Annotated in this window: 25 protein-coding genes; 11 read left to right on the top strand and 14 right to left on the bottom strand. The window is 63.4% G+C overall.

Features of this window, described 5'->3' with window-relative positions; genetic code table 11:
* Positions 1-8: 8 nt before the first annotated feature.
* Positions 9-905, bottom strand: a complete 897-nt coding sequence (argB, locus tag K3148_RS06550) for an acetylglutamate kinase (protein ID WP_221426496.1) — start codon at positions 903-905, stop codon at positions 9-11.
* Positions 906-1023: 118 nt separating this feature from the next.
* On the opposite strand from argB, the gene K3148_RS06545 reads away from it, so the two are divergent.
* Complete coding sequence (locus K3148_RS06545; RefSeq protein ID WP_221426495.1) at positions 1024-1677, top strand: hypothetical protein; 654 nt, start codon at positions 1024-1026, stop codon at positions 1675-1677.
* A gap of 3 nt (positions 1678-1680) precedes the next feature.
* Here K3148_RS06545 and K3148_RS06540 read toward each other — a convergent pair whose 3' ends face one another.
* Complete coding sequence (locus tag K3148_RS06540) at positions 1681-2226, bottom strand: DUF4440 domain-containing protein (protein WP_221426494.1); 546 nt, start codon at positions 2224-2226, stop codon at positions 1681-1683.
* A 245-nt stretch (positions 2227-2471) separates the two neighbouring features.
* Complete coding sequence (locus K3148_RS13890; RefSeq protein WP_247711662.1) at positions 2472-2960, bottom strand: DUF1294 domain-containing protein; 489 nt, start codon at positions 2958-2960, stop codon at positions 2472-2474.
* 111 nt (positions 2961-3071) lie between these two features.
* On the opposite strand from K3148_RS13890, the gene K3148_RS06525 reads away from it, so the two are divergent.
* Together K3148_RS06525 and K3148_RS06520 are read left to right on the top strand one after the other, a co-directional pair.
* The gene (locus tag K3148_RS06525) at positions 3072-3533 is read left to right on the top strand and encodes a DUF4870 family protein (RefSeq protein ID WP_221426493.1); all 462 of its coding nucleotides are present in this window, start codon (positions 3072-3074) and stop codon (positions 3531-3533) included.
* Positions 3534-3797: 264 nt separating this feature from the next.
* Positions 3798-4298 (top strand): thermonuclease family protein, encoded by a 501-nt coding sequence (locus K3148_RS06520; protein WP_221426492.1) that lies wholly within the window; start codon positions 3798-3800, stop codon positions 4296-4298.
* A gap of 672 nt (positions 4299-4970) precedes the next feature.
* On the opposite strand, the gene K3148_RS06515 is transcribed toward K3148_RS06520, so the two are convergent.
* Positions 4971-5759 carry a hypothetical protein gene (locus tag K3148_RS06515; RefSeq protein ID WP_221426491.1) on the bottom strand — a complete coding sequence of 263 codons (789 nt, stop codon included), beginning with the start codon at positions 5757-5759 and terminating at the stop codon, positions 4971-4973.
* A 9-nt stretch (positions 5760-5768) separates the two neighbouring features.
* On the bottom strand, positions 5769-6827 hold the full coding sequence (locus K3148_RS06510; protein WP_221426490.1) for a ribonucleotide-diphosphate reductase subunit beta: 1059 nt from the start codon (positions 6825-6827) through the stop codon (positions 5769-5771).
* Between the two features lie 176 nt (positions 6828-7003).
* On the opposite strand from K3148_RS06510, the gene K3148_RS06505 reads away from it, so the two are divergent.
* The gene (locus tag K3148_RS06505) at positions 7004-7303 is read left to right on the top strand and encodes a hypothetical protein (RefSeq protein WP_221426489.1); all 300 of its coding nucleotides are present in this window, start codon (positions 7004-7006) and stop codon (positions 7301-7303) included.
* Positions 7304-7460: 157 nt separating this feature from the next.
* On the opposite strand, the gene K3148_RS06500 is transcribed toward K3148_RS06505, so the two are convergent.
* Positions 7461-7967: a hypothetical protein gene (locus tag K3148_RS06500; protein ID WP_221426488.1), complete on the bottom strand. Its 507-nt coding sequence runs from the start codon at positions 7965-7967 to the stop codon at positions 7461-7463.
* Positions 7968-8117: 150 nt separating this feature from the next.
* Here K3148_RS06500 and K3148_RS06495 point away from each other — a divergent pair, with 150 nt between their 5' ends.
* A complete protein-coding gene (locus K3148_RS06495; RefSeq protein ID WP_221426487.1) occupies positions 8118-8363 on the top strand; it encodes a DUF2171 domain-containing protein in 246 nt (81 codons plus the stop codon).
* Positions 8364-8486: 123 nt separating this feature from the next.
* Positions 8487-9677, top strand: coding sequence for a GGDEF domain-containing protein (locus K3148_RS06490; RefSeq protein ID WP_221426486.1), 1191 nt, complete (start codon positions 8487-8489; stop codon positions 9675-9677).
* A gap of 240 nt (positions 9678-9917) precedes the next feature.
* Here the strand turns inward: K3148_RS06490 and K3148_RS06485 are convergent, their stop codons facing one another.
* From K3148_RS06485 to K3148_RS06475, 3 genes are all read right to left on the bottom strand, one after another.
* On the bottom strand, positions 9918-11957 hold the full coding sequence (locus K3148_RS06485) for a ribonucleoside-diphosphate reductase subunit alpha (protein WP_221426485.1): 2040 nt from the start codon (positions 11955-11957) through the stop codon (positions 9918-9920).
* Positions 11958-12554: 597 nt separating this feature from the next.
* A complete protein-coding gene (locus K3148_RS06480; protein WP_221426484.1) occupies positions 12555-13073 on the bottom strand; it encodes an energy transducer TonB in 519 nt (172 codons plus the stop codon).
* A gap of 371 nt (positions 13074-13444) precedes the next feature.
* Entirely contained in the window at positions 13445-14335 is an 891-nt protein-coding gene (locus K3148_RS06475) for an alpha/beta fold hydrolase (protein WP_221426483.1), read from the bottom strand.
* A 184-nt stretch (positions 14336-14519) separates the two neighbouring features.
* On the opposite strand from K3148_RS06475, the gene K3148_RS06470 reads away from it, so the two are divergent.
* Positions 14520-14852 carry a PilZ domain-containing protein gene (locus K3148_RS06470; protein WP_221426482.1) on the top strand — a complete coding sequence of 111 codons (333 nt, stop codon included), beginning with the start codon at positions 14520-14522 and terminating at the stop codon, positions 14850-14852.
* Positions 14853-14876: 24 nt separating this feature from the next.
* Here the strand turns inward: K3148_RS06470 and K3148_RS06465 are convergent, their stop codons facing one another.
* On the bottom strand, positions 14877-15719 hold the full coding sequence (locus tag K3148_RS06465; RefSeq protein ID WP_221426481.1) for a GGDEF domain-containing protein: 843 nt from the start codon (positions 15717-15719) through the stop codon (positions 14877-14879).
* Between the two features lie 80 nt (positions 15720-15799).
* Positions 15800-17383: an L-aspartate oxidase gene (gene nadB, locus K3148_RS06460; RefSeq protein WP_221426480.1), complete on the bottom strand. Its 1584-nt coding sequence runs from the start codon at positions 17381-17383 to the stop codon at positions 15800-15802.
* 144 nt (positions 17384-17527) lie between these two features.
* On the opposite strand from nadB, the gene K3148_RS06455 reads away from it, so the two are divergent.
* Entirely contained in the window at positions 17528-17716 is a 189-nt protein-coding gene (locus K3148_RS06455; protein ID WP_221426479.1) for a hypothetical protein, read from the top strand.
* A gap of 22 nt (positions 17717-17738) precedes the next feature.
* Here the strand turns inward: K3148_RS06455 and K3148_RS06450 are convergent, their stop codons facing one another.
* On the bottom strand, positions 17739-18677 hold the full coding sequence (locus K3148_RS06450; protein ID WP_221426478.1) for an ABC transporter ATP-binding protein: 939 nt from the start codon (positions 18675-18677) through the stop codon (positions 17739-17741).
* Positions 18678-18732: 55 nt separating this feature from the next.
* Here K3148_RS06450 and K3148_RS06445 point away from each other — a divergent pair, with 55 nt between their 5' ends.
* From K3148_RS06445 to K3148_RS06435, 3 genes are all read left to right on the top strand, one after another.
* Positions 18733-18993 carry a zinc-finger domain-containing protein gene (locus tag K3148_RS06445; RefSeq protein WP_221426477.1) on the top strand — a complete coding sequence of 87 codons (261 nt, stop codon included), beginning with the start codon at positions 18733-18735 and terminating at the stop codon, positions 18991-18993.
* A gap of 52 nt (positions 18994-19045) precedes the next feature.
* Positions 19046-20476, top strand: coding sequence for a metalloprotease TldD (gene tldD, locus K3148_RS06440; RefSeq protein WP_221426476.1), 1431 nt, complete (start codon positions 19046-19048; stop codon positions 20474-20476).
* A gap of 72 nt (positions 20477-20548) precedes the next feature.
* Positions 20549-20962, top strand: a complete 414-nt coding sequence (locus tag K3148_RS06435) for a hypothetical protein (RefSeq protein WP_247711661.1) — start codon at positions 20549-20551, stop codon at positions 20960-20962.
* 15 nt (positions 20963-20977) lie between these two features.
* Here the strand turns inward: K3148_RS06435 and K3148_RS06430 are convergent, their stop codons facing one another.
* Together K3148_RS06430 and K3148_RS06425 are read right to left on the bottom strand one after the other, a co-directional pair.
* Positions 20978-21763 carry a hypothetical protein gene (locus K3148_RS06430; protein ID WP_221426475.1) on the bottom strand — a complete coding sequence of 262 codons (786 nt, stop codon included), beginning with the start codon at positions 21761-21763 and terminating at the stop codon, positions 20978-20980.
* Complete coding sequence (locus K3148_RS06425; protein ID WP_221426474.1) at positions 21760-22419, bottom strand: endonuclease III domain-containing protein; 660 nt, start codon at positions 22417-22419, stop codon at positions 21760-21762. Before K3148_RS06425 ends, K3148_RS06430 begins: the two co-directional genes overlap by 4 nt.
* Positions 22420-22425 lie beyond the last annotated feature (6 nt).

The following is a 22425-nucleotide window of genomic DNA, read 5'->3' as shown; positions in this document are numbered from 1 at the left end:
CCGCCCCGCTACCCCTGGCTTGCGCTTATCAAGGTCCCCGCACCGCGCGCAGTGAAGAATTCGAGCAGCATGGCGTGCGGCACACGCCCGTCGAGCACGACAGCCGCCTCGCAGCCGGCCTCGACCGCGCTGACACAGGTTTCCAGCTTGGGGATCATGCCGCCACTAATGGTCCCGTCGGCGCGAAGCTGGGCGATGTCCGAAGGGCTGAGGTCGGTGAGCAGCTTGCCCTCCTTGTCGAGGACGCCGCTGACATCGGTCAGTAGCAGCAGGCGCGCCGCGCCCAAGGCTGCCGCCAGCGCGCCTGCCATGGTGTCGGCGTTGATGTTATAGGTGTGGCCATCCTCGCCCGTGCCGATGGGCGCGACGACGGGGATCATACCGGCCGCCGTGGCTGTCTCGATGATTGTGGTGTCGACCGCGCTCGGCTCGCCCACGAAGCCAAGGTCCAGAGCGCGCTCGATATTGCTTTCGGGGTCTTTCGTGGTCCGCTCCACCTTGCGCGCGGTGACGAGGCCGCCATCCTTGCCCGAGATGCCGACCGCCTTGCCCCCGGCGCGCGCGATCGAGCCGACGATCGCCTTGTTGATCGCGCCCGAGAGCACCATTTCGGCGACCTCGGCCGTGGCCTTGTCGGTGACGCGCAGTCCGTCGACGAAACGCGTTTCCACACCCAGCTTCTCCAGCATCGCGCCGATCTGCGGACCGCCGCCATGCACCACCACCGGGTTGATGCCGACCGCCTTAAGCAGCACCACGTCTTCGGCGAACTCGCGCGCCGCGTCCTCGTCGCCCATGGCGTTACCGCCGTATTTCACCACGAAGCTGCGTCCGGCATAGCGCTGGAAATAGGGCAAGGCCTCGATCAGCGTCTGCGCCTTGGCGCTGGGATCACTCGTTTGCATCGGCTGGTTCCCGCTCCTCGCTATCCGGGGCTCATGTCGTTCGTCCGTTAGCGGCAAGCGGCGCGGGCGGAAAGTCTAGCATCTATTCGTGCCGCGAAAGCCGCGCTAGGCCATGCGCATGAGACACGCCCTCGCCCCGCTCGCCGCCCTGCTTCTCGCCTCCTGCGCCACCACGCCTGCGCCAAGCCCGCAGGATCGGTTCTGGACCGCGCTGCAGAGCCATTGCGGCAAGGCCTATGACGGCAAGCTGGTCAGCACCGACGCGCGCGACGCCTCCTTCCCGCAAGCGCGGCTGGTCGCGCATTGGGCCGAGTGCGACACCGACCGCACCGCCATCGCCTTCCACACGATGGACTTCGGCGCGGCGGACGAGCCGGTCTGGGACCGCAGCCGCACCTGGGTCCTCACCCGCGAGCGGATCGAAAACGCCGCGACCTCCACCACCGTCCAGATCACCCTCAAGCACGACCACCGCCACGCGGATGGCGAGGCGGATGCGGTGACCTTCTACGGCGGCACCACCGCAACCCGCGGCACGGCGCAGGGGCAGGACTTCCCGGTCGATCCCTTCTCCATCGCCCTGTTCAAGCGCGCGGGGCTGGCCACCTCGGTCACCAATGTCTGGCGCATGGAGGTGGACCCGGCTGGCACGCCCGACGCCACCTTCGCCTACCAGCTCACCCGCCGCAACGACCCCTCGCGCCTGTTCCGCGTCGAGTTCGACCTCACCGAACCCGTCGGCCCACCCCCGCCGGCGTGGGGTTGGGAGTAACCGTCAGCCGGCGCCTTCGGGCGGGTATTGCGGCGCGGGCCCGTGGTCGAGGCTGAGGCTCTCCAATAGCTGGAAGCGCCCTTCCTCCGGCATCCATTGCCAGATGTGGAGGTAGCGTCCGCCACCGGTCTGAACCCAGCCGAGCTCCTCGCCGCGCCATTCGGAGAAGGTGTGATGCGCCTCCTCCAGCGCGCCCCATGTGCCCAGCGGCTTGATCGTACGGCTGCCCGGCACCAGCAGGCGCCGGTTCCTGTAGCCCTCGTTCTCGCCCCCCGGCGCCCGCGCCGCGCAGCGTTCGCGCGACTGGTCGAGCATCTGCTGCCCGCTGGTAAGCGGCAGGCCGACGAGGTCGTGGACCATGCGGAAGTCGGGGTGGACCAGATCGGCCACCGCATCGGGATCGCAGCCTTCGAAGAAGCCCCAGAAGAGCCTGGCGTCGTTCGCCTCGATCCGGCTGGTCATCGCCTCGCCCGTGGGCATGGGGGCTTCCGCAGCGGCGGGCAGCGCGGTGGCGGCTTGGGCGAACAGGATGGCGGCGGTCAGGGTCAAGCGGTCTCTCCTCCAAGGTGTATCGCATAGGTAATACACAAGTGAGGTCCGTCAACCCTGTTCAGTTGGAGATCCCCGCGCCGCCTCCGACAGGATGGAGCACATGGAGCACGGTCCTGGCGGTAAAAATCCCGCCCCGCGCGAGCGGCCATTCGGACAGGCGGCATAGGCGAAAATCGGTGAGCGAACATGGCGCGCAAGCTACCCTGCCGCCCACGCGGTAGGAAAGCGTCTGCGGCGCCAACCTACCAGCGCGCCTCGCAGGCCACCCCATCGCCGTCGCCATCCATATCGTCGCGATATCCCGGCTGGCCGCGGTAGAGCGGCGCCCTGCCCAGAGCGCGCACCTGGTTGCAGCCCGAATAGGTGACCGATCGCTCGACGACGAGACGCGCCTGCTCCTCCTCTGCGCTTTCGAACAGCGTAGCACCGGGGAGTGGACGGCTGCCCTGACCCATGCCGTTGTCGAGGAGGTACGCCACCAGCGCGGCCATCGCGAGCTGCGCCACGCCGACCGCGGCGAGCTTCTGCGTGAAACTCCCCTTGCGGGTCTTGTGGCGGAAGGCGGAGCGACCGGCCAGCGCGCCGGGCAGTCCGCCGATGAAGGCGAGAAACACCAGCGTATCCTCGCTGATCCGCCATTGCCTGTTCTCCGCGCGCGCCTTGTCGATACCGAAGGCGGCGAAGGCGAGGAAGTTGATGGCGATCAGGTAATAGACGAGCAATTCGAGCATGATTGCGCGGCCCTAGCGCCGCAGACGTTAAGGAGATCCGACCACCCCCCGTTTGCCCTCCCAAGGCCAAGCCGATAGACTGCCCACGGACTATCCGGGGAGAGGGATTTCATGAGTGACGACCGCAACGATTTGACCGGCGACCGCGCGCGGCTTGACGAGAGGCCGGTGCGCTATCCCGACCGGCCCGAGGCGCGCGAGCGGCCTGCCTCGAATCCGCGCGGGAGCGACAGCAATCTCGAAGGGCTGGACGACAACCGGCCGCTGATCGTGGCCGTGCTCTACCTCGCCGGTTTCCTTACCGGGATCACCGGCCTCGTCGGCGTGGTGCTGGCGCATATGTGGCAGGGCGATGCGCGCGGCGACTGGACCGCCTCGCACTTCGCCTACCAGATCCGCACCTTCTGGTTCTCCGTCATCGCGACGATCGCGGCGGTGGTGCTGAGCTTCGTTGGCATCGGCTTCCTGCTCTACCCGCTGATCCCGATCTGGTTCGGCGTGCGCAGCGTGCTGAGCCTGATGCGGGCGAGCAAGAAGGAGCCGATGCCCAACCCCGAAACGCTGGGCTTTTGACCGCACGGCGGGCACCCGCGCCATGGCGAAACCGGGCAGGATTGCTGCTTCCGCGCCGATGAAAAAAGGGCCCCATACCGCCTTTTGAAGGGAAGCATGGGGCCCAAAGGAAAGAGCGAAACAGATAGTTCGCCCTTCGGGTCGCGAACGGAGGAATACTTCGGCAAGTCTCCCGGCAGAATAGCCATTTGTATAGCAACCCCGTTATTTTCGTGCCGCCATTCCGGTTGGCTGGAGGCTTCCCGCCCCCTATCGTCCTGTCCCATGGTCAAGCCTGCCCGTTTCCGCACAGCCCGCCGGCGACGCCGCTGGACATGGGCGCGCGCGAAATGGGCCGTGCTGCTGGCGCTGCTGCTGGGGTTCTGGCTCTTCCGGAGCGAGCGCGAGACGCAACCCGAGGCGCTTGAGCCGGTCGACCTCACCTTCCGGCTCTGCGGAGAGGCGGGGAGCGGACCTTGCGTGATCGACGGCGACACGCTCGCCATAGGCCAGCGCCGCGTGCGCTTCACCGGCTTCGACACGCCCGAAATGGACGGCGCCTGCGAGGCCGAGCGCTTCAAGGCTGCCCAGGCCCGCGACGCGCTCTTAAGCTGGCTCGACCAGGGCCGCTTCCACTGGACCGGCGGCGCCGAGCCCCCATACGACCGCTATGGCCGCGAACTACGCGAAGCGCGGCGGGGAGAGGAGTTGCTGGCCGACCACATGATCGCCGCCGGGCTGGCTGAGGGCATGGGCTGGGGCTCGGAGCGGGTGGAGTGGTGTTGAGAAGTTTTTGTTTTGCGAACCCGCCTCCGCGGGTTCGTCCTCGCTAGACGTGCGGCAAGCCGCACCCGCTGCGGGCGGGCGGTCACCCTTGCGGTCGGCTGGTCGCCGACCGTCGCAACGCCAGATAGCTCGCCCTGCTCTTGGTCGCGGCAGCCAAAGGCCGACCGGCCGCCGCCGCTTATGCGGCGAAGCCAAGGAGCGCGGACGCGCTCCGCCCGGCGTTTGAGGGCGCAAACAAAAAACGAGGATCCGCTTCGCCCGGTGGTTCTCGCGGGAACCGATTGAGCTAAGTCACCAAAAGAGAACGAGGACAAACACCCCGACCGGCAATGTAAGGAGGAGTGGCAGGAACCAGCCGCTATCAGTGACCTTGCGATGCGGTGCGAGACGCGATCCGCTTTCGGTAAAGACCGTTTCCCCGATCTTTCGCGGCTTGTCGGGTTTGAGTTTCCTCACGTCGGCCATGGCCGATGTGCTACAGCTAACGCATTGACGCAGATTTAACGTCTTACGGCTCGTCTGGGCAGGCCCTCGCTCGCTGCATCAACGATGACCTCGCCTACGGCTCGCCGTGGCTCTTCCCGACCCCATGGCCGGTCAAAGAGCAATGACACGAAAAGTTGGAGCAGCGAATGGACAATGCGATCTTAAAGGCTCGATGGAATTAATTGGTCAAACTCCATCGTCGGGGCTTCGGGCGGCTCCATAGAAGTACTGGTCAATAAGGTTCCGGATCGCATCGCCTTCCTCCATGCCGAAATCCCGAATAATTCTTTGCGCAATGTCAGAGGGCATCTCTCCGCTGAAAAAATACTTTCCGTCCCGCTCTTCAACCGAGACATTCAAATCTTTACAATTCACTGCTCGGAGCGCTTGCGCGTATCCGGAAATGAAATCCGCAAAAATTAAACGATCTCCAACCATTTGCTCAGGGTGAAAGGATCTTCCAGTCAACGCTGACTGAGCCAGCGCATAAAAAGCCGCGCGCCCACCGTTCACAGTGCTTGAGAAAGTTTTGATGATGTCGGGCTTGCCATCAGCTATTTCGTCAACGCCCACTTCGCCATTCGCAGCTGAAGCGGTAGAGAAATCATTCAGTCTTTCCGAAATGCCCTTCACCGCAGGCGAAATAAATTTGAATTCGTCAAACACCTTTTCGAATTTTGCATCCAATTGGTCGGTGATGTTGTGAAGGTCGACAGAAGCCTGCTCCATTTGGCTTGCTGAGAAATCCAGAGCGCCCAAATTCGCAGATATACTTTGATTCGAGACAATCGAATAAAAAATCGCAACTACAGCGAGCAAAAGAGATGCCACGGTGGCCGCGAAGGTCATGTAGGAAGTAACAACATTTGCCGATGGCAACTTTACGACGAAGGCACAGATTATCCCGATCAGGATGCTGATCAGCCATAAGGCATGTATATGCCCCACCCGCCTAAAGTGATCGATTATTGGCATGTATTTACGTCACTCCGCCGCCACAGCCCCTTCGCCGTCCTCGAACAGGCCCGGGCCGTCGGTCTCGGCCTCTTCCTCGTTCGCCGCCTTGGCTTTCTGGCGCTTGTCGAAGCTCGACCACACGTCGTTCCAGTTGCCCTTTGTCGCGCCCTTGGAATATTCCGTCGCGCGGGTTTCGAAGAAGTTGGCGTGCTCCACGCCGTTCAGCAGCGGGGCGAGCCAGGGGAGCGGGTGGTCGTCGACCATGTAGATCGGGTCGAGGTTCAGCTGCCCCAGGCGCCAATCGGCGATGTAGCGGATGTACTTCTTGATATCCTTCGCCGTCATGCCGGACACGGGGCCCATTTCGAAGGCGAGGTCGATGAAGTTGTCCTCCAGCCGCACCGTCTTCTGGCAGATGTCGATGATGTCTTCCTTGACCGCCTTGGTCAGGCAGTCCCGCTCGCGCACGAACTCGTGGAACATGCGGATGATGCCTTCGCAGTGCAGGCTCTCGTCGCGGACCGACCAGCTGACGATCTGGCCCATGCCCTTCATCTTGTTGAAGCGCGGGAAGTTCATCAGCATGGCGAAGCTGGCGAACAGCTGCATGCCTTCGGTAAACGCGCCGAACATGGCGAGCGTGCGGGCGATGTCTTCATCATTGTCGACGCCGAACTGCTGCATGTAATTGTGCTTGTCGGCCATTTCCTCGTATTCGAGGAAGGCGGAATATTCGCTTTCGGGCATGCCGATCGTGTCGAGCAGGTGGCTGTAGGCCGCGATGTGCACCGTCTCCATGTTGGAAAACGCGGTGAGCATCATCTTCACTTCGGTCGGCTTGAACACGCGGCCGTATTTGTCGTGATAGCAATCCTGCACTTCGACATCGGCCTGGGTAAAGAAACGGAAGATCTGGGTGAGCAGGTTGCGCTCGTGCTCGGTCAGCTTCTGCGCCCAGTCGCGGCAGTCTTCGCCCAGCGGCACTTCTTCCGGCATCCAGTGGATCTGCTGCTGGCGTTTCCAGAATTCGTAGGCCCACGGATATTCGAAGGGCTTGTAGGTCTTTCTGGCTTCGAGCAACGACATCTTGTGTCTCCGGCGTGTGTGCGTGAACGACTCATATAGGGAATCACGGCTGCGATTCGAAGGCAAGGGGGGATGATTCGGCGGGGATAAGCTGCGGGTAAGTATATCTGGCGTGCGACGAACCGCGGAACGCGGCGACCTTGCGGTTCGTTGATCGGGCAAAGGAGACGAAAATCATGGGCGATTATTCCCCTGAGAACCAGCAGCAGGCCCTCGACGCGCAGGTCGGCGGTCCGCGTCCGGAATACGACCAGTACGAGGTCAACCAGCCGGGCAACATCAACAAGCAGGCCGAAGCGCAGCAGGGCTATGGCAACGCGCGCAACGAAAACGGCCAGATGGAGCAGGACATCGCCACGGGAAGCTTGGGCAACGCCAGCCTCGCGCAGGATGACAGCGCGCAGCCGGGCGAAATCTCCGACCGGCCCGACGAACGCGCCGCCGCCGATGCCAACCGGCCGCTCGGCGAAAGCTAAGACCAGTTTCACAGTACGGGGCTAAAGCGAACTTGTTCGGTTTTCCCCTTTTGCGGGCAAGTTCCGCGAAACCCCGGCGCCCCGTCTTTCCAGGCGGGGCGTCAACTTTTGTGCGGCCCTATCGCTTTGCTACTTGAGGGCGGGTTTGTGCGCCCTGCTAGAGCAGCACGCTTGCAATCATGAAGACAACTCCCGCCATCCCCATGGCCAGCAGGAAACCCCAAAAAGCTTCGTCAGGGATATGCGGCCCCTGCCGCTCCCCGTCACCCTCCGGCTCGGCATCCTGCTTCTGACGCGATTTTAGGAACCATGCGGCGGCCAGGCCTGCGACCGGCCCCATCAGCAGTGGGTCGCCGGTGGCAAGATCGGCGAGCAACACCGGCGCGATCATCTGCAAGGTGCCGACCAGCGTCACCTGCAGGATCCGCCAGGAGTCGAACCTTTCCGGAGCCTCGCCCTGCTTCCAGCCGTAATCCCGCATTTCGTCGGGATGGAGCCCGCTCGTAGCGCGCGCGGCGCGGCGGATGCGCCAGGCACAGAAACGATAGCGGATATGCGGCCAACTCTCGATCAACAGCGCGAAGAAGAACAGGCCGATAAACCAACCGATGCTCCACCCGCTAAACTTTTCGAAGCGGTCCAGTGCTGCAAGAAGATCCTCCATCACTCCTTCCTAACCCCTTGCCCGACCCTTGAAAACTCCCACGGAATAGAGGTTATGCGCACAGCCGTGCACGAACGTAGACGAAGCGTGGACCCCCTCTGCTACCCTTACGTTGATTAGGTGTAACCAATTTAAACAAAAGGGTTTTATATGTTTGAGAAGCTCCGTATCAAGGAACACATGGAAGTCACCGATTGCAAGGGCCAGCACGTTGGCACCGTCGATCATGTACAGGACGACGCCATCAAGCTGACCAAGTCGGACAGTTCGGACGACATGCACCATTTCCTGTCGCTCGACGACGTCGACAAGATCGACGACAACCGCATTTACCTCAAGGAAAGCGCACGCATTCCCGAAGGTCTCGGCAACACGGCCGTCATGGAAGATGCCTGAGCCTTATAACGTCACTTCGTAACGTTTAGCGCCCGGTTCGCCCAACGGCAGACCGGGCGCTTTTACGTATCCATACTGGTGCCAATTGCTTGTAGCTGCAGCGGATGTGGCTAAAAGGACGGGATGGAGGGTCCCGCGCACACAGCTGGCCATGACGCTACGGCTAGCGGTGCTGCGCTCCTGTCCGCGGTTTCTCCGGATGCCAGCGCCGGGACGCTCGCCGCGCTGGTCGACGATCAGGTCGACCGGATCCTGCCGTTTCTTTTTGCGCTAGGAATGGGGGTAACCCTCGCCTCCATCGCGATCGACGTGCTTATCGTGCCAGCCTTTATCCTGACCGCCGCCGGATTGAAGACCGGGCTAGTCATGACCCAGCAGGCGCTTGGCCTCGCGCTTCCGCGAAGGATGCGCAGGGCGCGCAAGGCCCTGCTCGGCTCGTCCCTGATCGCTTTCGGCATGGTCACGGCGACGATTGCCGGCTGGGCCCCTGCCCCGCACAATGTGTTCCACATGCTCGGCACGGTGCTGGTGCTCGGCATCGCGACCCCGATCCTGCCTCTCAGCCCGCGCGAATCCGCTGTCTTTGTCGGCATGTACCTTGCCTGTTCGCTGGCCGTGCTGTGGTTTTCCGCCGACAACGCCCAGCTGTTTACCGCTATGGCCATCGTGTTCCTCATCGTCGGAATTGCCGCCTGGATGCTGGCGCGCCGGATGTGGACGTTGCAGACCGACAATATCGAACTGGCCGAGGCCCGGTGGCGGCGCGTGGAGGAACTGGCCCACGCCAATCGCCAGCTGGAACAGCTCGCCAGCCACGATCCGTTGACCGGGCTTGCCAACCGGCGGCATTGCTCGGAGACTTTCGGCAAGCGCTATGGCCCCGGGACGGATGGCGAAGGCCAGAGCGTTGCGGTGTTCATGATCGACATCGACCATTTCAAGAATTTCAACGACCGGTGGGGGCACCAGGCTGGCGATGAATGCCTGCGCTCGGTGGGAGAAGCCTTGTCGATGATTGCGCGCAAGCATTCGGGGCTGGCGGCTCGGTTCGGCGGGGAAGAATTCGTCGTCCTGCTGGAGCCGCTGGACGGCGCGAACCCCATCACGCTCGCCGAGGAAATGCGCAGCGCCATCAGCCATATCGAAATTCCAATGCGTGAAGACCAAGAGACGGCGAGCTGCACGGTCAGCATCGGCATCGCGGTCCATGGTGCCGCCGGCGCGCCGGACCTCGGGATGCTGCTGAGCACCGCCGACAGGGCACTCTACAACGCCAAACGCGCGGGCCGCGACCGGTGCGAGCTGGCGGCATAGCGCGCCTCGCCCGCCGGGAATTCGACCTTGCCCTTTCTGTGACCTGCGCCGCCCGGGCAAGTAAGCTGATTCACGACAACGAAAAAGGCGATAGCAACCGCGTTCTTCCGGCACGCGGGCCGGGCCCTTTATCGCGCCTAAAAGGGCTGACGGACGCGCTGTAGCCGCAGCATCGATCCTCCACGAAAAAGCCCCGCCCTCCCATTAGGAGGACGGGGCCTTTCCAATTACCGCTGCCGCTTACTGGCAGGCGAGGCATTCCTCGTAATCGGTCTGCTCGGCACCGGCGGCGAGTTCGTATTTCGCGGCGTCGGCGGTGTTGTCGGCCTCAACGCCACCGGCGAAACCGGCGCGCTGCACCGACTTCGAGCGGAGGTAATAGAGCGACTTGATGCCCTTCTCCCACGCCTGGAAGTGCAGCATCATCAGGTCCCACTTGTCGACATCGGCCGGGATGAAGAGGTTCAGCGACTGCGCCTGGTCGATATAGGGCGCGCGGTCAGCGGCGAATTCGAGCAGCCAGCGCTGGTCTATTTCGAAGCTGGTCTTGAAGGTCGCCTTTTCTTCGGGAGTCAGGAAGTCGAGGTGCTGGACGCTGCCGCCCTTCTCGAGGATCGAATTCCAGATCGCGGTCGAGTTCTTGCTCTTCTTGTCGAGCAGCTTTTCGAGATAGGGGTTCTTCACCACGAAGCTGCCCGAAAGCGTCTTGTGGGTGTAGATGTTCGCCGGGATCGGCTCGATGCAGGCGCTGGTGCCGCCGCAGATGATCGAGATCGACGCGGTCGGGGCGATCGCCATCTTGCAGCTGAAGCGTTCCATCGCGCCCATGTCCTCGGCATCAGGGCAGGCGCCGCGTTCCTGTGCGAGCACCATGGAAGCTTCCGACGCCTTGCCCTGGATGTGCTTGAACATCTTCAGGTTCCAGACCTTAGCCATCGGGCTTTCGAAGCCGATGCCCTTCTGCTGGAGGAAGGAGTGGAAGCCCATCACGCCGAGGCCGACGCTACGTTCGCGCATCGCGGAGTATTTCGCGCGCGCCATCTCGTCGGGCGCGCGGTCGATGTAATCCTGCAGGACGTTGTCGAGGAAGCGCATGACGTCCTCGATGAACTGCTTTTCGGTGTTCCACTCGTCCCACTTCTCGATGTTGAGCGAGGACAGGCAGCAGACTGCGGTGCGGTCGTTGCCGAGGTGGTCGATGCCGGTCGGCAGGGTAATTTCGGCGCACAGGTTCGAAGTCGAGACCTTGAGGCCGAGATCGCGGTGATGCTTGGGCATCATGCGGTTCACCGTGTCCGAGAAGACGATGTAGGGCTCGCCCGTCGCAAGGCGGGTCTCGACGAGCTTCTGGAAGAGCGAACGCGCGTCGACCGTCTTGCGGACGCTGCCGTCCTTGGGGCTGACGAGGTCGAATTCCTCACCGTTGCGGACCGCTTCCATGAAGGCATCGGTGATCAGCACGCCGTGGTGCAGGTTCAGCGCCTTGCGGTTGAAGTCGCCCGAGGGCTTACGGATTTCGAGGAATTCCTCGATTTCCGGGTGGTTGACGTCGATGTAGCAGGCCGCCGAGCCGCGGCGCAGGGACCCTTGCGAGATCGCGAGCGTCAGGCTGTCCATCACGCGGACGAAGGGAATGATGCCGCTGGTCTTGCCGTTGAGGCCGACCGGCTCGCCGATGCCGCGGACATTCCCCCAATAGGTGCCGATGCCGCCGCCCTTCGAAGCGAGCCACACGTTCTCGTTCCAGGTGCCGACGATGCCGTCGAGGCTGTCCGAAACCGAGTTCAAATAGCAGGAGATGGGCAGGCCGCGCGTGGTGCCGCCGTTCGAGAGAACGGGGGTCGCGGGCATGAACCACAGCTTTGAGATGTAGTCGTAAAGGCGCTGGGCGTGGTCCTGGTCGTCGGCGAAATAGTCGGCGACGCGGGCGAACAGGTCCTGATAGGTTTCGCCGGGCAGCAGGTAACGGTCTTCCAGCGTCTCCTTACCGAACTCGGTGAGGAGATCGTTGCGGCTGTCGTCCGTCTTCACGTCGAAGCGGCGGTCGAGGACCTTCTTGGAATCTTCCTTGGCAGCCGCAGCCTTGGCAACTTCGGCCATGGCACCGGCCATCGCTTCACCCGCCTTTTCGGCGACGAGTTCGTCGCTGCCCTTATCGTCCTTCGCCATGCTCACCGCCTTGTCGGTGGCTTTCGACGCCGCGCCATCGCTGTCCTCGGTCGTGGTGTCCGTTTCGAGGTCCAGTGCCATCGCCGCTTCGTCTCCGCCTTTGAAATCCATGTTGCCCCACCATCTGTGTCTGTGCGGGCCGTACGGGTCCTGCGATCGCCCGTCGTGCCGCGTTCCTGTCGAGTCGACGGGAGCCCTACCCGCCTACCATCGAATGCCTTGTCCGGGGTGCGAAACTTCTCCCCATTTTCTCCACAGACCGGGGCGAATCCGCCACCTCTCCCATATGGGGAGCTTCGGGATAATCGCTAGGTCTTGTGGGTACCCCCAGGCAACCGACCACTAGATACTGAATCAGGAGCGAGTCGGGCGCAAGAGGGTCAACGAATTTTTAACACGCGTATGGAGAGTGCCTGTGGACCGGATCCGATGATGCGATGCAGCGACGCGTGGACCAAGCTGGCTTTGCGAAATCGCAAGCCCAAAAATGCAGCCGTGCAAAAAATCTTTGGGGCAAAAATGATGCTGCCGGCTTGTGAATCATTCGACTCGGACCGCGACATTTCCTTGCCGTGAGTTGCTTGTCGACCCGGTAGCCAGCGGGACAAAACGAACCCCGGCGACACGCCTGTTCCCGCAGAACATGACGTGGCACCGGGGCGTTCCCGGCCGGACAGTTTCATTTTGGCCGGGAAACGGTAGCGCGGTTCAGGAGGACGGACGGGCCGCTGCGCTACCGAAGGCGAAGACCCTGCGCTCGGAGGGATCGGATGCAAACCGCGCAGTTTCTTCGGCTATCAGTTGGTCCTGCAATTCCTCCGCACGTTCGGCGTTATTCGCGAACACGATGTTGGCCTGGTAGACCTGGTCGGGTCCGAGATCGGCCGGCACTTCGTTGAGGGTTCGCAAATTGCTCACCGCCCGGCGTGCGATCCTGTCGAGGGTGCGGATGCCCGACTTGCGGTAAATCGTTACGTTTTCCGGAGCGCCGTCGGCAGTGCGCGTGAAGCGCACCTTGGTGATCCCTTCCCCAAACGGGAGGTAGGGATACCGCGAGGCGGCTTCGAGCTGGTCATCGAGATCGCGCGAGACGGTCGCGACGAACTGCGCGTGGGATTTCTCCGGCGTAACGACGATGCTGGGTTCTTCCGCACCGGCGGTAACCGGCTCGGCGAGCAGGACGGCCGTGGCCGCAAGAGCGAGGGAGAGGGTGACAATTTTGTACATGGTGATCATCCTTTGGAATAAAGCGATGATCGGCCGCAGAGAGTTACACGTTGATCGCGACTGCCGTTTTCATTCTTCTAGCGAGTACGGTCGTTGGTCGATCGGAGAGCCGGGTCCTGCGGGCACCTTTGGCTACCGTTGCTTTAATTGAACCCGCTCCGAGCCTGTGTCAAATGACACAATAGCGCGTGACGGGGACATACAATCTGGACCGTTTCTTACATTTCGGCGCAAGCTCACGTGCCCCGCCAGACCTTAATCGACCAGATCGCGAAACCTTGGGATAGCCCCGCGAAAGGGACTCGCAGAGCGAGCCTCCAGTTCGCCGATACCTGCGCGAAAAATTCGGCGCGATTTGTCGCAATCGCCCTTCAGTTCGTCGCCGAAGAGGCGTGCCCCGCGATCTTGTCGGACAGCGGCTCGACCAGTTCCAGCGGAAGATCGTGCCCCCAGCCGGGGATGGTCTCCAGCTTCGCGTCCGGAATACAGGCCGCGGTGTCCCGCCCGCCTTCGCACGGTACGAGCGGATCGTCCTCGCCATGCAGAACAAGGGTCGGCACGGTGATTTCGCGCAGCATCGGGCGGCGGTCGCCATCGGCGACGATGGCCGAGAGGTGCCGCGTCGGACCTTCGGGATAAAAGCTGCGGCGCACGCTGGTGAGCGTGCGTTCGCGCAGGCGTTCCTCGGGCGCCGGATAGCCAGGCGAGCCGATGGTCCGCGCGAGCATGATGCCGTGTTCGACCAGCGCATCCTCGGCATCGCTCGAAGGCCGCGTGACCAGCGCCTGCAGCGCTTCCTTGCGCGCGGGCGGCAGCTTGGGATTGCCGGTGGTCGAAAAGATCTGGGTGAAGCTGAGGCAGCGTTCGGGATATTTTGCCGCGACATGCTGCGCGATCATGCCGCCCATGCTCGCGCCCACGATATGCGCCTTGTCGATGTCCAGCGCATCGAGCAGGCCGATCCCGTCGGCGGCCATGTCGGCAAGGCCATAGGGCACGCGCGGGGTCATGCCGATCTTGGACATCAGCGTCATCTTGACCAGCCCGGGTGCCTTCACCCCGTCGAACTTGTGGCTGAGGCCGATATCGCGGTTGTCATAACGGATGACGCGGTATCCGCGCGCGGCAAGGGCTTCGACCAGCTCGTCGGGCCACAGGGTCAGCTGCGCGCCGAAGCCCATGATGAGCAGCATCGCCGGATGGGCCGGATCGCCATGCTCTTCGTAATGGATATCGATCCCGTTTGCTGTGACCTTCGGCACGCGTCGCTCCTCTTTCTGATGTCCTCGCAGCGCACATCACCGCAATCCGGCGCGTTTGTCCATCGCCCAGGCGTAAATCGGGCTGCTTATAGTAAACAGAAAGTAAACGGGAGCGCAGCTTGTCGTTTTACTACAATCGACCGACTTCTATTTGTAGTATTTCTGCACCTTGGGAGAGGGCCTCATGAATATTGAGCGCAGGATTGCCGAGAGGAGTTCGACGCGCGAAAGCGTTCGTATCGCGCTGGGCGCCTACCAGCTCTTCGGCACCATGCGAAACCTCTCGCAGCAGGGTTGCATGGTGGAATCGCCGAATGCAGAAGTCGAAGTGGGCGACCGCTGCGACGTGTTCCTCGCCCCCGATTACTCGGTCGGCGGCCGGATCGCCTGGCAATTGGGCGATGCCCTGGGCATCTCCTTCGTCCACCCGGTGCCCGAAAGCCTGGTGCGCGAATTCGCTCTGGACGACTGGCCGCAGCGCGCCATTATGAAGCGGATCGGCCAGGGGCGCGGTTAACCTCCGCCCGCTGCTCGCCGAAGCTCAGGCGTCCACCAGTCCGCGAGCCCTGCGCTTGTCGCGATAAAGCGGCTCGTCGGCACGGGCGACAGCCGCATCGAGCAGGCCGCGGTCATTTTCATCGATTGCCGTCGTGCCGGAAGAAAAGCCGAAAGGCTTGCCGTCGATCCGGGTCAGGGGTCGGCGTTCGAGACCTTGCGCAAGGGTGGCAAGGGCCTTCGTCGCCTCGTCTTCGGAGCGATGGGCGAAGAAGACCAGGAATTCGTCCCCGCCCCAACGCGCTGCGGCGTCCTCACCCGACATCACTTCACGAAGGCGCTCGCCCATCATGCGAAGGACGCGATCCCCTTCAAGGTGGCCATGAAGGTCGTTGACCCGCTTGAAATTGTTCGTGTCGATGACGGCCAGCGTGCCGGACATTTTTTCGCGCGCGTCCATCGCCTCGAAAAAACCGCGGCGGTTGAGGAGGCCGGTCAGGAGGTCGGTGTTGGCCAATTCCTGCAAATTGTCGATCTTGTCTGCGGTCGAGCGCGAGGCGTGGGCGACCGATTCAAGAAGGTGACCCGCCAAATCGGGGCCTCCGATAGGGACCGGGCGCGACAGGTCGCCGTCACGCATGGCCCTGAGCGCACGCGAGGCCTCGTCGATCGGGGCGAGCAGGCCGTGAATGCCGAGGATTGCCGCGACGCTTCCGACAACGGTCGCCACGAGCAGGGCGAGGAAAATACCCCAATGCCACTCACCACGCAGCGCCTCGAAGACGAGGAAGGTCACAAGCGGAATGTGCACTGCGCCGAAGCACAGGGCGAACATTCGCGCCGGGTAATGGCGCGGAAAAAGGAAGGAAGTCGCCTTGTAGAATCGCATGATGGGGTCCCCGGTTCACTCCCCATAACGCGCGAAAGGTAAAGATTGCCCCCGATCCGCCCTGCGTGATGTCCCGGGAGCTACGGAATCAGCAGCGTGTCGCGCGCCACCGGGCTCGTCTCCGGATAGTCGAGGATGAAATGCAGGCCGCGGCTTTCGTGGCGTTTGAGCGCACTTTTCACGATCAGATTGGCGCATTCGAGCAGGTTACGCAGCTCGATGAGGTCGGTGGTGACGCGGAAGCTGCCGTAATAGTCCTCCACCTCCTGGCGCAGCATCTCGATCCTGTTGCCTGCGCGTTCCAACCGCTTGGTGGTGCGCACGATGCCGACATAGTTCCACATGAAGCGGCGGATCTCGGTCCAGTTCTGCTTGATGACCACTTCCTCGTCGGAATCGGTCACGCGGCTTTCGTCCCATGGCAGGATTTTGGGCGGGTCGTCGAGCTTGTCCCAGCATTCGAGGATGTCCTTGGCCGCCGCTTCGCCGAAAACGAAGCATTCGAGCAGACTGTTGGACGCAAGGCGGTTGGCGCCGTGGAGCCCGCTCTCGGTGCATTCGCCCGCAGCCCAGAGGCCGGGCAGGTCGGTCTTGGCGTCGAGTCCGATCTTCACCCCGCCGCAGGTGTAATGCTGGGCCGGCACGACCGGGATCGGTCCCTTGGTCATGTCGATGCCGAGACCCATCAGCTTTTCGTGGATGGTCGGGAAATGTTCCATCACGAACTCGGGCTGCTGGTGGCTGATGTCGAGATGGACATAGTCGAGGCCGTAGCGCTTGATCTGGTCGTCGTTCGCGCGCGCCACGATGTCGCGCGGGGCCAGCTCCATGCGCTCGGGGTCGTATTTCTCCATGTAGCGTTCGCCCGTCACCGGGTTGAACAGCCGTCCGCCCTCGCCGCGCACCGCCTCTGTAATGAGGAAGTTCTTGACCTCGAGATTGTAGAGGCAGGTCGGGTGAAACTGCATCATCTCCATGTTGGAGACACGCGCCCCCGCACGCCAGGCCATGGCGATCCCGTCGCCGGTGGCGCCGCGCGGGGCGGTGGAGAAAAGGTAGACGCGGCCCGCACCGCCCGCCGCCAGCACGGTGGCGCGCGCGACATGGGTCACAACCTCGCCCGTTTCCTCGTCGAGCGCATAGGCACCCCACACGCGGCCCGAACCGGAATATTCGGTCTGGTTGCGCCCGGTGATGAGGTCGATGCAGCTCTGGTGCGGGAGCAGGGTAATGTTCGGATTTTCCTCCGCCGCCTTCAGCAATGCAGCCTGCACCGCCCAGCCGGTCGCGTCGTTCACATGGACGATGCGGCGATGCGAATGTCCGCCCTCGCGGGTGAGGTGGAGATCGCCTTCCTCGCGGTTGAAAGGCACGCCCAGCTCGCACAGGCGGTCGATGGCGGCTGGTGCGCGCTCGATCACGAATTCGACCGTTTCGAGATCGTTGAGGCCGCCGCCCGCCACCATCGTATCGCGGATATGGTTCTCGAAGGTGTCGCCTGCGTCGAGCACGGCGGCAATCCCGCCCTGCGCCCAGGCGGTCGACCCGCTGGTCAGCTTGCCCTTGGCCAGCACCAGCACCTTCTTGGTCTGCGCAAGCTCCAGCGCGGCAGTCAGACCGGCCGCGCCCGAGCCGATGACGAGAACATCATGCGTATCAGTCATGCCCGTCTCATGGCCAAGCAATCATCATGCGGCAAGCACAGAACGACTCGCCGAAATTACGGTTAATTTAAGACAGACTCGCGATAATCACCGAATCGGACAGGGACATGCGGGGGCGCATGGGATCTTGGAGGGTCGCAAAAAATGAAAATGGGTTTGCTCGCCTGCGCTTTCGGGCGCCACTCGGTCGATTTCAGCAACATGCGCAAGGCAGGCGGCATGCACGTCGGCAAATGCCGGTGCTGCCACACGCCGATGGAAGAAATCGAACCGCACGTCTGGGACGTGCTCAAGGTAAAGGACGCTGGATTGGGTCCGCGCAGCTTCGGCTAAGACTTGACAGGATCGGCGCGGGTCAGCCCGCACCTGTCAACTGCACGAAGACATCTTCCAGATCGGCTTCGCGGGTGGTGACATCCTCGATGCCGTAGCCATGCGACTGCACCAGCGCGAGGACCTGTCCCGCGCTGGTCTTGTCGCGATCATAGGTGATGTCGAGCCGGCGCGGGTCGACCACCTCGGCCTTGATGAAGGCTTCCTCCATGATCGGTCCGCCAAGGTCCTTGTCGACGCTGACCGAGACGATCTTCTCGCGCGCCATGCCGATCAACTCGCGGGTCGGCTTGTTGGCGATCAGCTCGCCGTGGTTGATGATCGCGATCCGGTCGCACAATTGCTCCGCCTCCTCGAGGTAATGCGTGGTCAGCACCACGGTCACACCTTCGGCGTTCAGTTCCTGCACCAGCTCCCACAGCTGGCGGCGTAGCTCCACATCCACGCCCGCAGTCGGCTCGTCGAGCACGAGGATCGGCGGCGAATGCACCATCGCCTTGGCGATCAGCAGGCGGCGCTTCATCCCGCCCGAGAGCGTACGGGCATAGGCGTTGCGCTTGTCGGAGAGGTGCACGGCGCCGAGAAGTTCCTCGCTGCGCCGGTCCTTCTTCGCAATGCCGTAAAAGCCGCCCTGGTTCTCCAGCACCTCGAACGGCGTGAAGAAGGGATCGAAGACGATCTCCTGCGGCACGATCCCGATCGACCGCTTCGCGTTGCGCGGGTTCTCGTCGATGTCGAAGCCCCAGATCTCGGCATGCCCCGAGGTCTTGCGCACCAGCCCGGCCAAGATGTTGATGATCGTCGACTTGCCCGCGCCATTGGGGCCAAGCAGGCCGAACACGCCGCCCTGCGGCACGTCGAAGCTCACGCCCTTCAGCGCCAGCTTCCCCTCGTCCCCCGGCCCGCTGGGGGCATAGCGTTTGACGAGGTTGTCGATGCGGATCGCGGGAGGCGTGGTCATGGCGCGTCACCTATCCTCTTGAGCCGCTCGGTCAAACCCATTATCGGCCTCTCCCATGAGTCTGCCTCCTCCCGAAGTGTCCAAGGTCACCACCCCGCGCGTGTGGTGCGATGGCGCGACCGATATCCGCTCCGGCAAGATGTACCGCGCCGCCGCGCTGGGCCATCCCAAGGTCTATCTCCAGATCGACGAGCACGGCTATGTCGATTGCGGCTATTGCGACCGGCGCTTCGTGCTCGAAGGCGGCCCGGCCGACGGCGTCGACCAGTCGCAGCTGATGGACATTTCCGAAGGCGCCGATCCGGGCCATCCGTAAGCGCTGCGGGTAGGCCCTCGCCAAGCGGAGCGCCTGTTCCTACATAGGGCGCATGACCGCAACGACTTCCGATCCGCTCTCCCTCGTCTACGGCAACAAGCTGACGCCCGACGAGGCGCAGGCGCTGACCGCCAAGCTGCTCGCACCATGCGACGATGGCGAGCTCTACCTCCAGTTCATCGCGTCCGAAGCCTTCGGGTTCGACGACGGACGGCTGAAAACCGCCGATTACAGCCGCGATTCGGGCTTCGGCCTGCGCGGTGTATCGGGCGAGACCACCGGCTTTGCGCACGCCAACGAGATCAGCGCCGCCGCCATTGTGCGCGCGGGCGAGACCTTGAAACTGCTCGACGCGACCAGCCAGCCGCTTGCCGCGCCGCCCGAACGGACCAACCGCCACCTCTACACCGATCTGTGCCCGCTCGACCTCGTGCCGTTCGAGGAGAAGGTCGCGCTGCTCGAGAAGATCGACGCCGTGGCCCGCGCCAGGGACCCGCGCGTGGCGCAGGTCTCAGCCAGCCTGCTCGCCAATTGGAGCGTGGTCGAGATCGTGCGACCCGACGGGCACATCGCGCGCGACATCCGCCCGCTGGTGCGGCTCAATATCCAGGTCGTCGCCGAACAGAACGGCCGCCGCGAAACCGGCTTCTACGGCATGGGCGGACGCTACCTCTACGATCGCCTGTTCGATGAAGGCGCGTGGATGCGCGGGATCGACGAAGCGGTGCGCCAGGCGCTGGTCAATCTCGACAGCGTGGCTGCGCCTGCCGGCGAACAGACAGTCCTGCTCGGCCCCGGCTGGCCCGGCGTGCTGCTGCACGAAGCGGTCGGCCACGGGCTCGAAGGCGATTTCAACCGCAAGGGTACCAGCGCGTTTTCGGGCCGCATCGGCGAACGCGTGGCCGCCCCCGGCGTCACCGTGGTCGACGATGGCAGCATGCCGGATCGTCGCGGCTCGCTCAGCATCGACGACGAAGGCACGCCGACGCGCGAGACCGTGCTGATCGAGGACGGCATCCTCAAGGGCTACATGCAGGACCGGCTGAACGCGCGGCTGATGGGCGTGGAGGCGACCGGCAACGGACGGCGCGAAAGCTATCAGCACGCGCCTATGCCGCGCATGACCAACACTTTCATGCAAGGCGGCGAGGACGATCCCGAGGAACTGCTCAGCCGCATGGATGACGGCATCTACGCCACCAGCTTCGGCGGCGGGCAGGTCGACATCACCAGCGGCAAGTTCGTCTTCGCCTGCACCGAGGCTTACAAGGTCGAGAAGGGCAAGATCGTCCACCCGATCAAGGGCGCCACGCTGATCGGCGACGGGCCAAGCGTGCTCACCCGCGTGACCGGCATCGGCAACGACATGGCCTTGGATGAGGGCGTCGGCATCTGCGGCAAGGGCGGCCAGAGCGTGCCCGCCGGGGTCGGCCAGCCGACGCTGCTGATCGACGGCATCACCGTGGGCGGGACGGGCGCCTGAATGCAGCAGGGTCCGGTCAGCGTGCATTCAGCGCGCGTTTGGTATATGTTCCGGCATCTTAGGAGACTCGCCATGCTCAAACGCCTCGCCCTCGCCACTGTCGCCATCACCATGCTCGCTGCACCCGCGGTGCAGGCGGAGGATCAGGCCGAGCTGACGAAAGGCGAGATGAAGCTCGCCAAGATGCTCGACGGGCGCGTTGCTGGCGAACCGGAACGCTGCATCCGCACTATCGGCTCGCGCTCCATCACAAGGATCGACGACACCGCGCTGGTCTATCGTGACGGCGACACGATCTGGGTCAACTACACCCGCTCACCGGGCGCGATCGACGATAGCGACTACATGGTGATCGACCGCTTCAGCGCGACCTCGCTGTGCCGGACCGACCGCATCACGACCTACAGCCGCGCGGGCAATTTCTTCTCCGGCGTCATCTTCCTCGACGACTTCGTGCCTTATCGGGCCGCCGACGCGGAAGGCTGAGCGCGCTAGCCAGCCTCAGCCCTTGGGCTTCAGCAGCGCGCTCGGACGGATACGCTGGGCTTCGCCGAACAGGCCGTAGGTCTTGTTCACGTAGTTCGAGACATCGATGATGGAATCGAGATATTTCTCGAGATCATCGGTCATTTCCTGTTCCACCAGCCGCACATGGGCGCCGGGGTTCTCCGTCTCGAAATGGACGTAGAACCAAGGATCCCCGCGCTTGAGCTTGAGCGGCTTCGACAGGTCGTACCATTCGAAAGCCCAGGCCAGCGGGCGCGGCCAGATATGGATGGGATAGCGCCCGCCCATGGCGACGCCGGGCCGCTGTTCGGGGAACCAGTGCATGTAAGGTTCGGTCTGGACCACCCAGCACGGTTCGTCCGCCACGAAGACATAGGGCGCGGTAAACTGCAGGATCGGCCGTTCGGGATCGCGCCACTCGTTTTGCGGCTGCAGCTGGAAAAGATTGGCCCGTCCCTGCGGGCGCATCGGCGATTGCTCGCCATCGGCATCGGTCAGCTGCAAGCGGCCCTGCGCGTCGCGCAGGAAGGCCAGGTTGATGTCGACCGGGCAGGGGATCACGAAGTGGCGACGATCGAAATCGATCGCTGCCGGGCAGGCCTGGATCGACTTGGCGCTTTTCGCCTTCGGATCGCTGCGGCTGAAGGTCTTGGGCGGCCCCCAGATCGCATCGCTCCTGCCGAACCGCACGGTCCAGCCCACCGTCACGGTGCGTTTCTTCCCCCGGCCTTCGGCCTCCGCGCCGCCGGCATCGGCAGCGAAATAGTCATCCCAACTCATGACCGCCCTCTTGCCTCGCCCGCGACGAATTCGCAATGCTGCGCAACCGGGCAGGTGTCGCATTTGGGGGCGCGGGCGGTGCAGACGCGCTTGCCAAACTGGATGAGCCAGAAATGGCCGTCCCGCAGGGCCCATTCGGGCGAACGCTCTTCCAGCTGGGCGGCGGTCTTATCGGCCGTTTTGGCGTCCGTCAGGCCAATCCGGTTGCAGACGCGGTGGACGTGGGTGTCGACCGCGATGACGTCCTTCCCGAAGGTGAAACTGAGCACGATGTCGGCGCATTTGCGGCCGATACCGGGCAGCGCCATCAACCCCTCGCGCGTGTCGGGCACGACCCCGCCGTGCTCGGCGATCAGCGTCTCGCAAAAGCGCCGGATCGAACGGGTCTTGGTGTTGTAGAGGCCGCACGGCTTGATCGCTGCGGCAATCGCGCTGTCATCGAGTTCCAACATCGCTTCCGGCGTCGTTGCCAGCGCGAAAAGCGCGCGCGTGGCCTTGGCCGTGTTGCGGTCGAGCGATTGCGCGGACAGCATGCAGGAAATGCACGAACGAAACGCATCGGGCTGGCCCTTGGGTCCCTTTGCCCCGCGCGTGCGACCCGGCATCTCGCGCGCCAGGATGCGAAAGACGTGCTCGGTTTGGGCGGCGCTCAACATGCTCGT

Source organism: Qipengyuania aurantiaca (assembly GCF_019711375.1).
Lineage (GTDB): Bacteria > Pseudomonadota > Alphaproteobacteria > Sphingomonadales > Sphingomonadaceae > Qipengyuania > Qipengyuania aurantiaca.
This window is presented reverse-complemented; position numbering and strand designations above follow the sequence as displayed.

Coding starts and splice junctions, on each gene's coding strand:
- argB (WP_221426496.1), bottom strand. CDS start 905: ATGCAAACGAGTGATCCCAGCGCCAAGGCGCAGACGCTGATCGAGGCC.
- K3148_RS06545 (WP_221426495.1), top strand. CDS start 1,024: ATGAGACACGCCCTCGCCCCGCTCGCCGCCCTGCTTCTCGCCTCCTGC.
- K3148_RS13890 (WP_247711662.1), bottom strand. CDS start 2,960: ATGCTCGAATTGCTCGTCTATTACCTGATCGCCATCAACTTCCTCGCC.
- K3148_RS06525 (WP_221426493.1), top strand. CDS start 3,072: ATGAGTGACGACCGCAACGATTTGACCGGCGACCGCGCGCGGCTTGAC.
- K3148_RS06520 (WP_221426492.1), top strand. CDS start 3,798: ATGGTCAAGCCTGCCCGTTTCCGCACAGCCCGCCGGCGACGCCGCTGG.
- K3148_RS06515 (WP_221426491.1), bottom strand. CDS start 5,759: ATGCCAATAATCGATCACTTTAGGCGGGTGGGGCATATACATGCCTTA.
- K3148_RS06510 (WP_221426490.1), bottom strand. CDS start 6,827: ATGTCGTTGCTCGAAGCCAGAAAGACCTACAAGCCCTTCGAATATCCG.
- K3148_RS06505 (WP_221426489.1), top strand. CDS start 7,004: ATGGGCGATTATTCCCCTGAGAACCAGCAGCAGGCCCTCGACGCGCAG.
- K3148_RS06500 (WP_221426488.1), bottom strand. CDS start 7,967: ATGGAGGATCTTCTTGCAGCACTGGACCGCTTCGAAAAGTTTAGCGGG.
- K3148_RS06495 (WP_221426487.1), top strand. CDS start 8,118: ATGTTTGAGAAGCTCCGTATCAAGGAACACATGGAAGTCACCGATTGC.
- K3148_RS06490 (WP_221426486.1), top strand. CDS start 8,487: ATGGAGGGTCCCGCGCACACAGCTGGCCATGACGCTACGGCTAGCGGT.
- K3148_RS06485 (WP_221426485.1), bottom strand. CDS start 11,957: ATGGATTTCAAAGGCGGAGACGAAGCGGCGATGGCACTGGACCTCGAA.
- K3148_RS06480 (WP_221426484.1), bottom strand. CDS start 13,073: ATGTACAAAATTGTCACCCTCTCCCTCGCTCTTGCGGCCACGGCCGTC.
- K3148_RS06470 (WP_221426482.1), top strand. CDS start 14,520: ATGAATATTGAGCGCAGGATTGCCGAGAGGAGTTCGACGCGCGAAAGC.
- K3148_RS06465 (WP_221426481.1), bottom strand. CDS start 15,719: ATGCGATTCTACAAGGCGACTTCCTTCCTTTTTCCGCGCCATTACCCG.
- nadB (WP_221426480.1), bottom strand. CDS start 17,383: ATGACTGATACGCATGATGTTCTCGTCATCGGCTCGGGCGCGGCCGGT.
- K3148_RS06455 (WP_221426479.1), top strand. CDS start 17,528: ATGAAAATGGGTTTGCTCGCCTGCGCTTTCGGGCGCCACTCGGTCGAT.
- K3148_RS06450 (WP_221426478.1), bottom strand. CDS start 18,677: ATGACCACGCCTCCCGCGATCCGCATCGACAACCTCGTCAAACGCTAT.
- K3148_RS06445 (WP_221426477.1), top strand. CDS start 18,733: ATGAGTCTGCCTCCTCCCGAAGTGTCCAAGGTCACCACCCCGCGCGTG.
- tldD (WP_221426476.1), top strand. CDS start 19,046: ATGACCGCAACGACTTCCGATCCGCTCTCCCTCGTCTACGGCAACAAG.
- K3148_RS06435 (WP_247711661.1), top strand. CDS start 20,549: ATGCTCAAACGCCTCGCCCTCGCCACTGTCGCCATCACCATGCTCGCT.
- K3148_RS06430 (WP_221426475.1), bottom strand. CDS start 21,763: ATGAGTTGGGATGACTATTTCGCTGCCGATGCCGGCGGCGCGGAGGCC.
- K3148_RS06425 (WP_221426474.1), bottom strand. CDS start 22,419: ATGTTGAGCGCCGCCCAAACCGAGCACGTCTTTCGCATCCTGGCGCGC.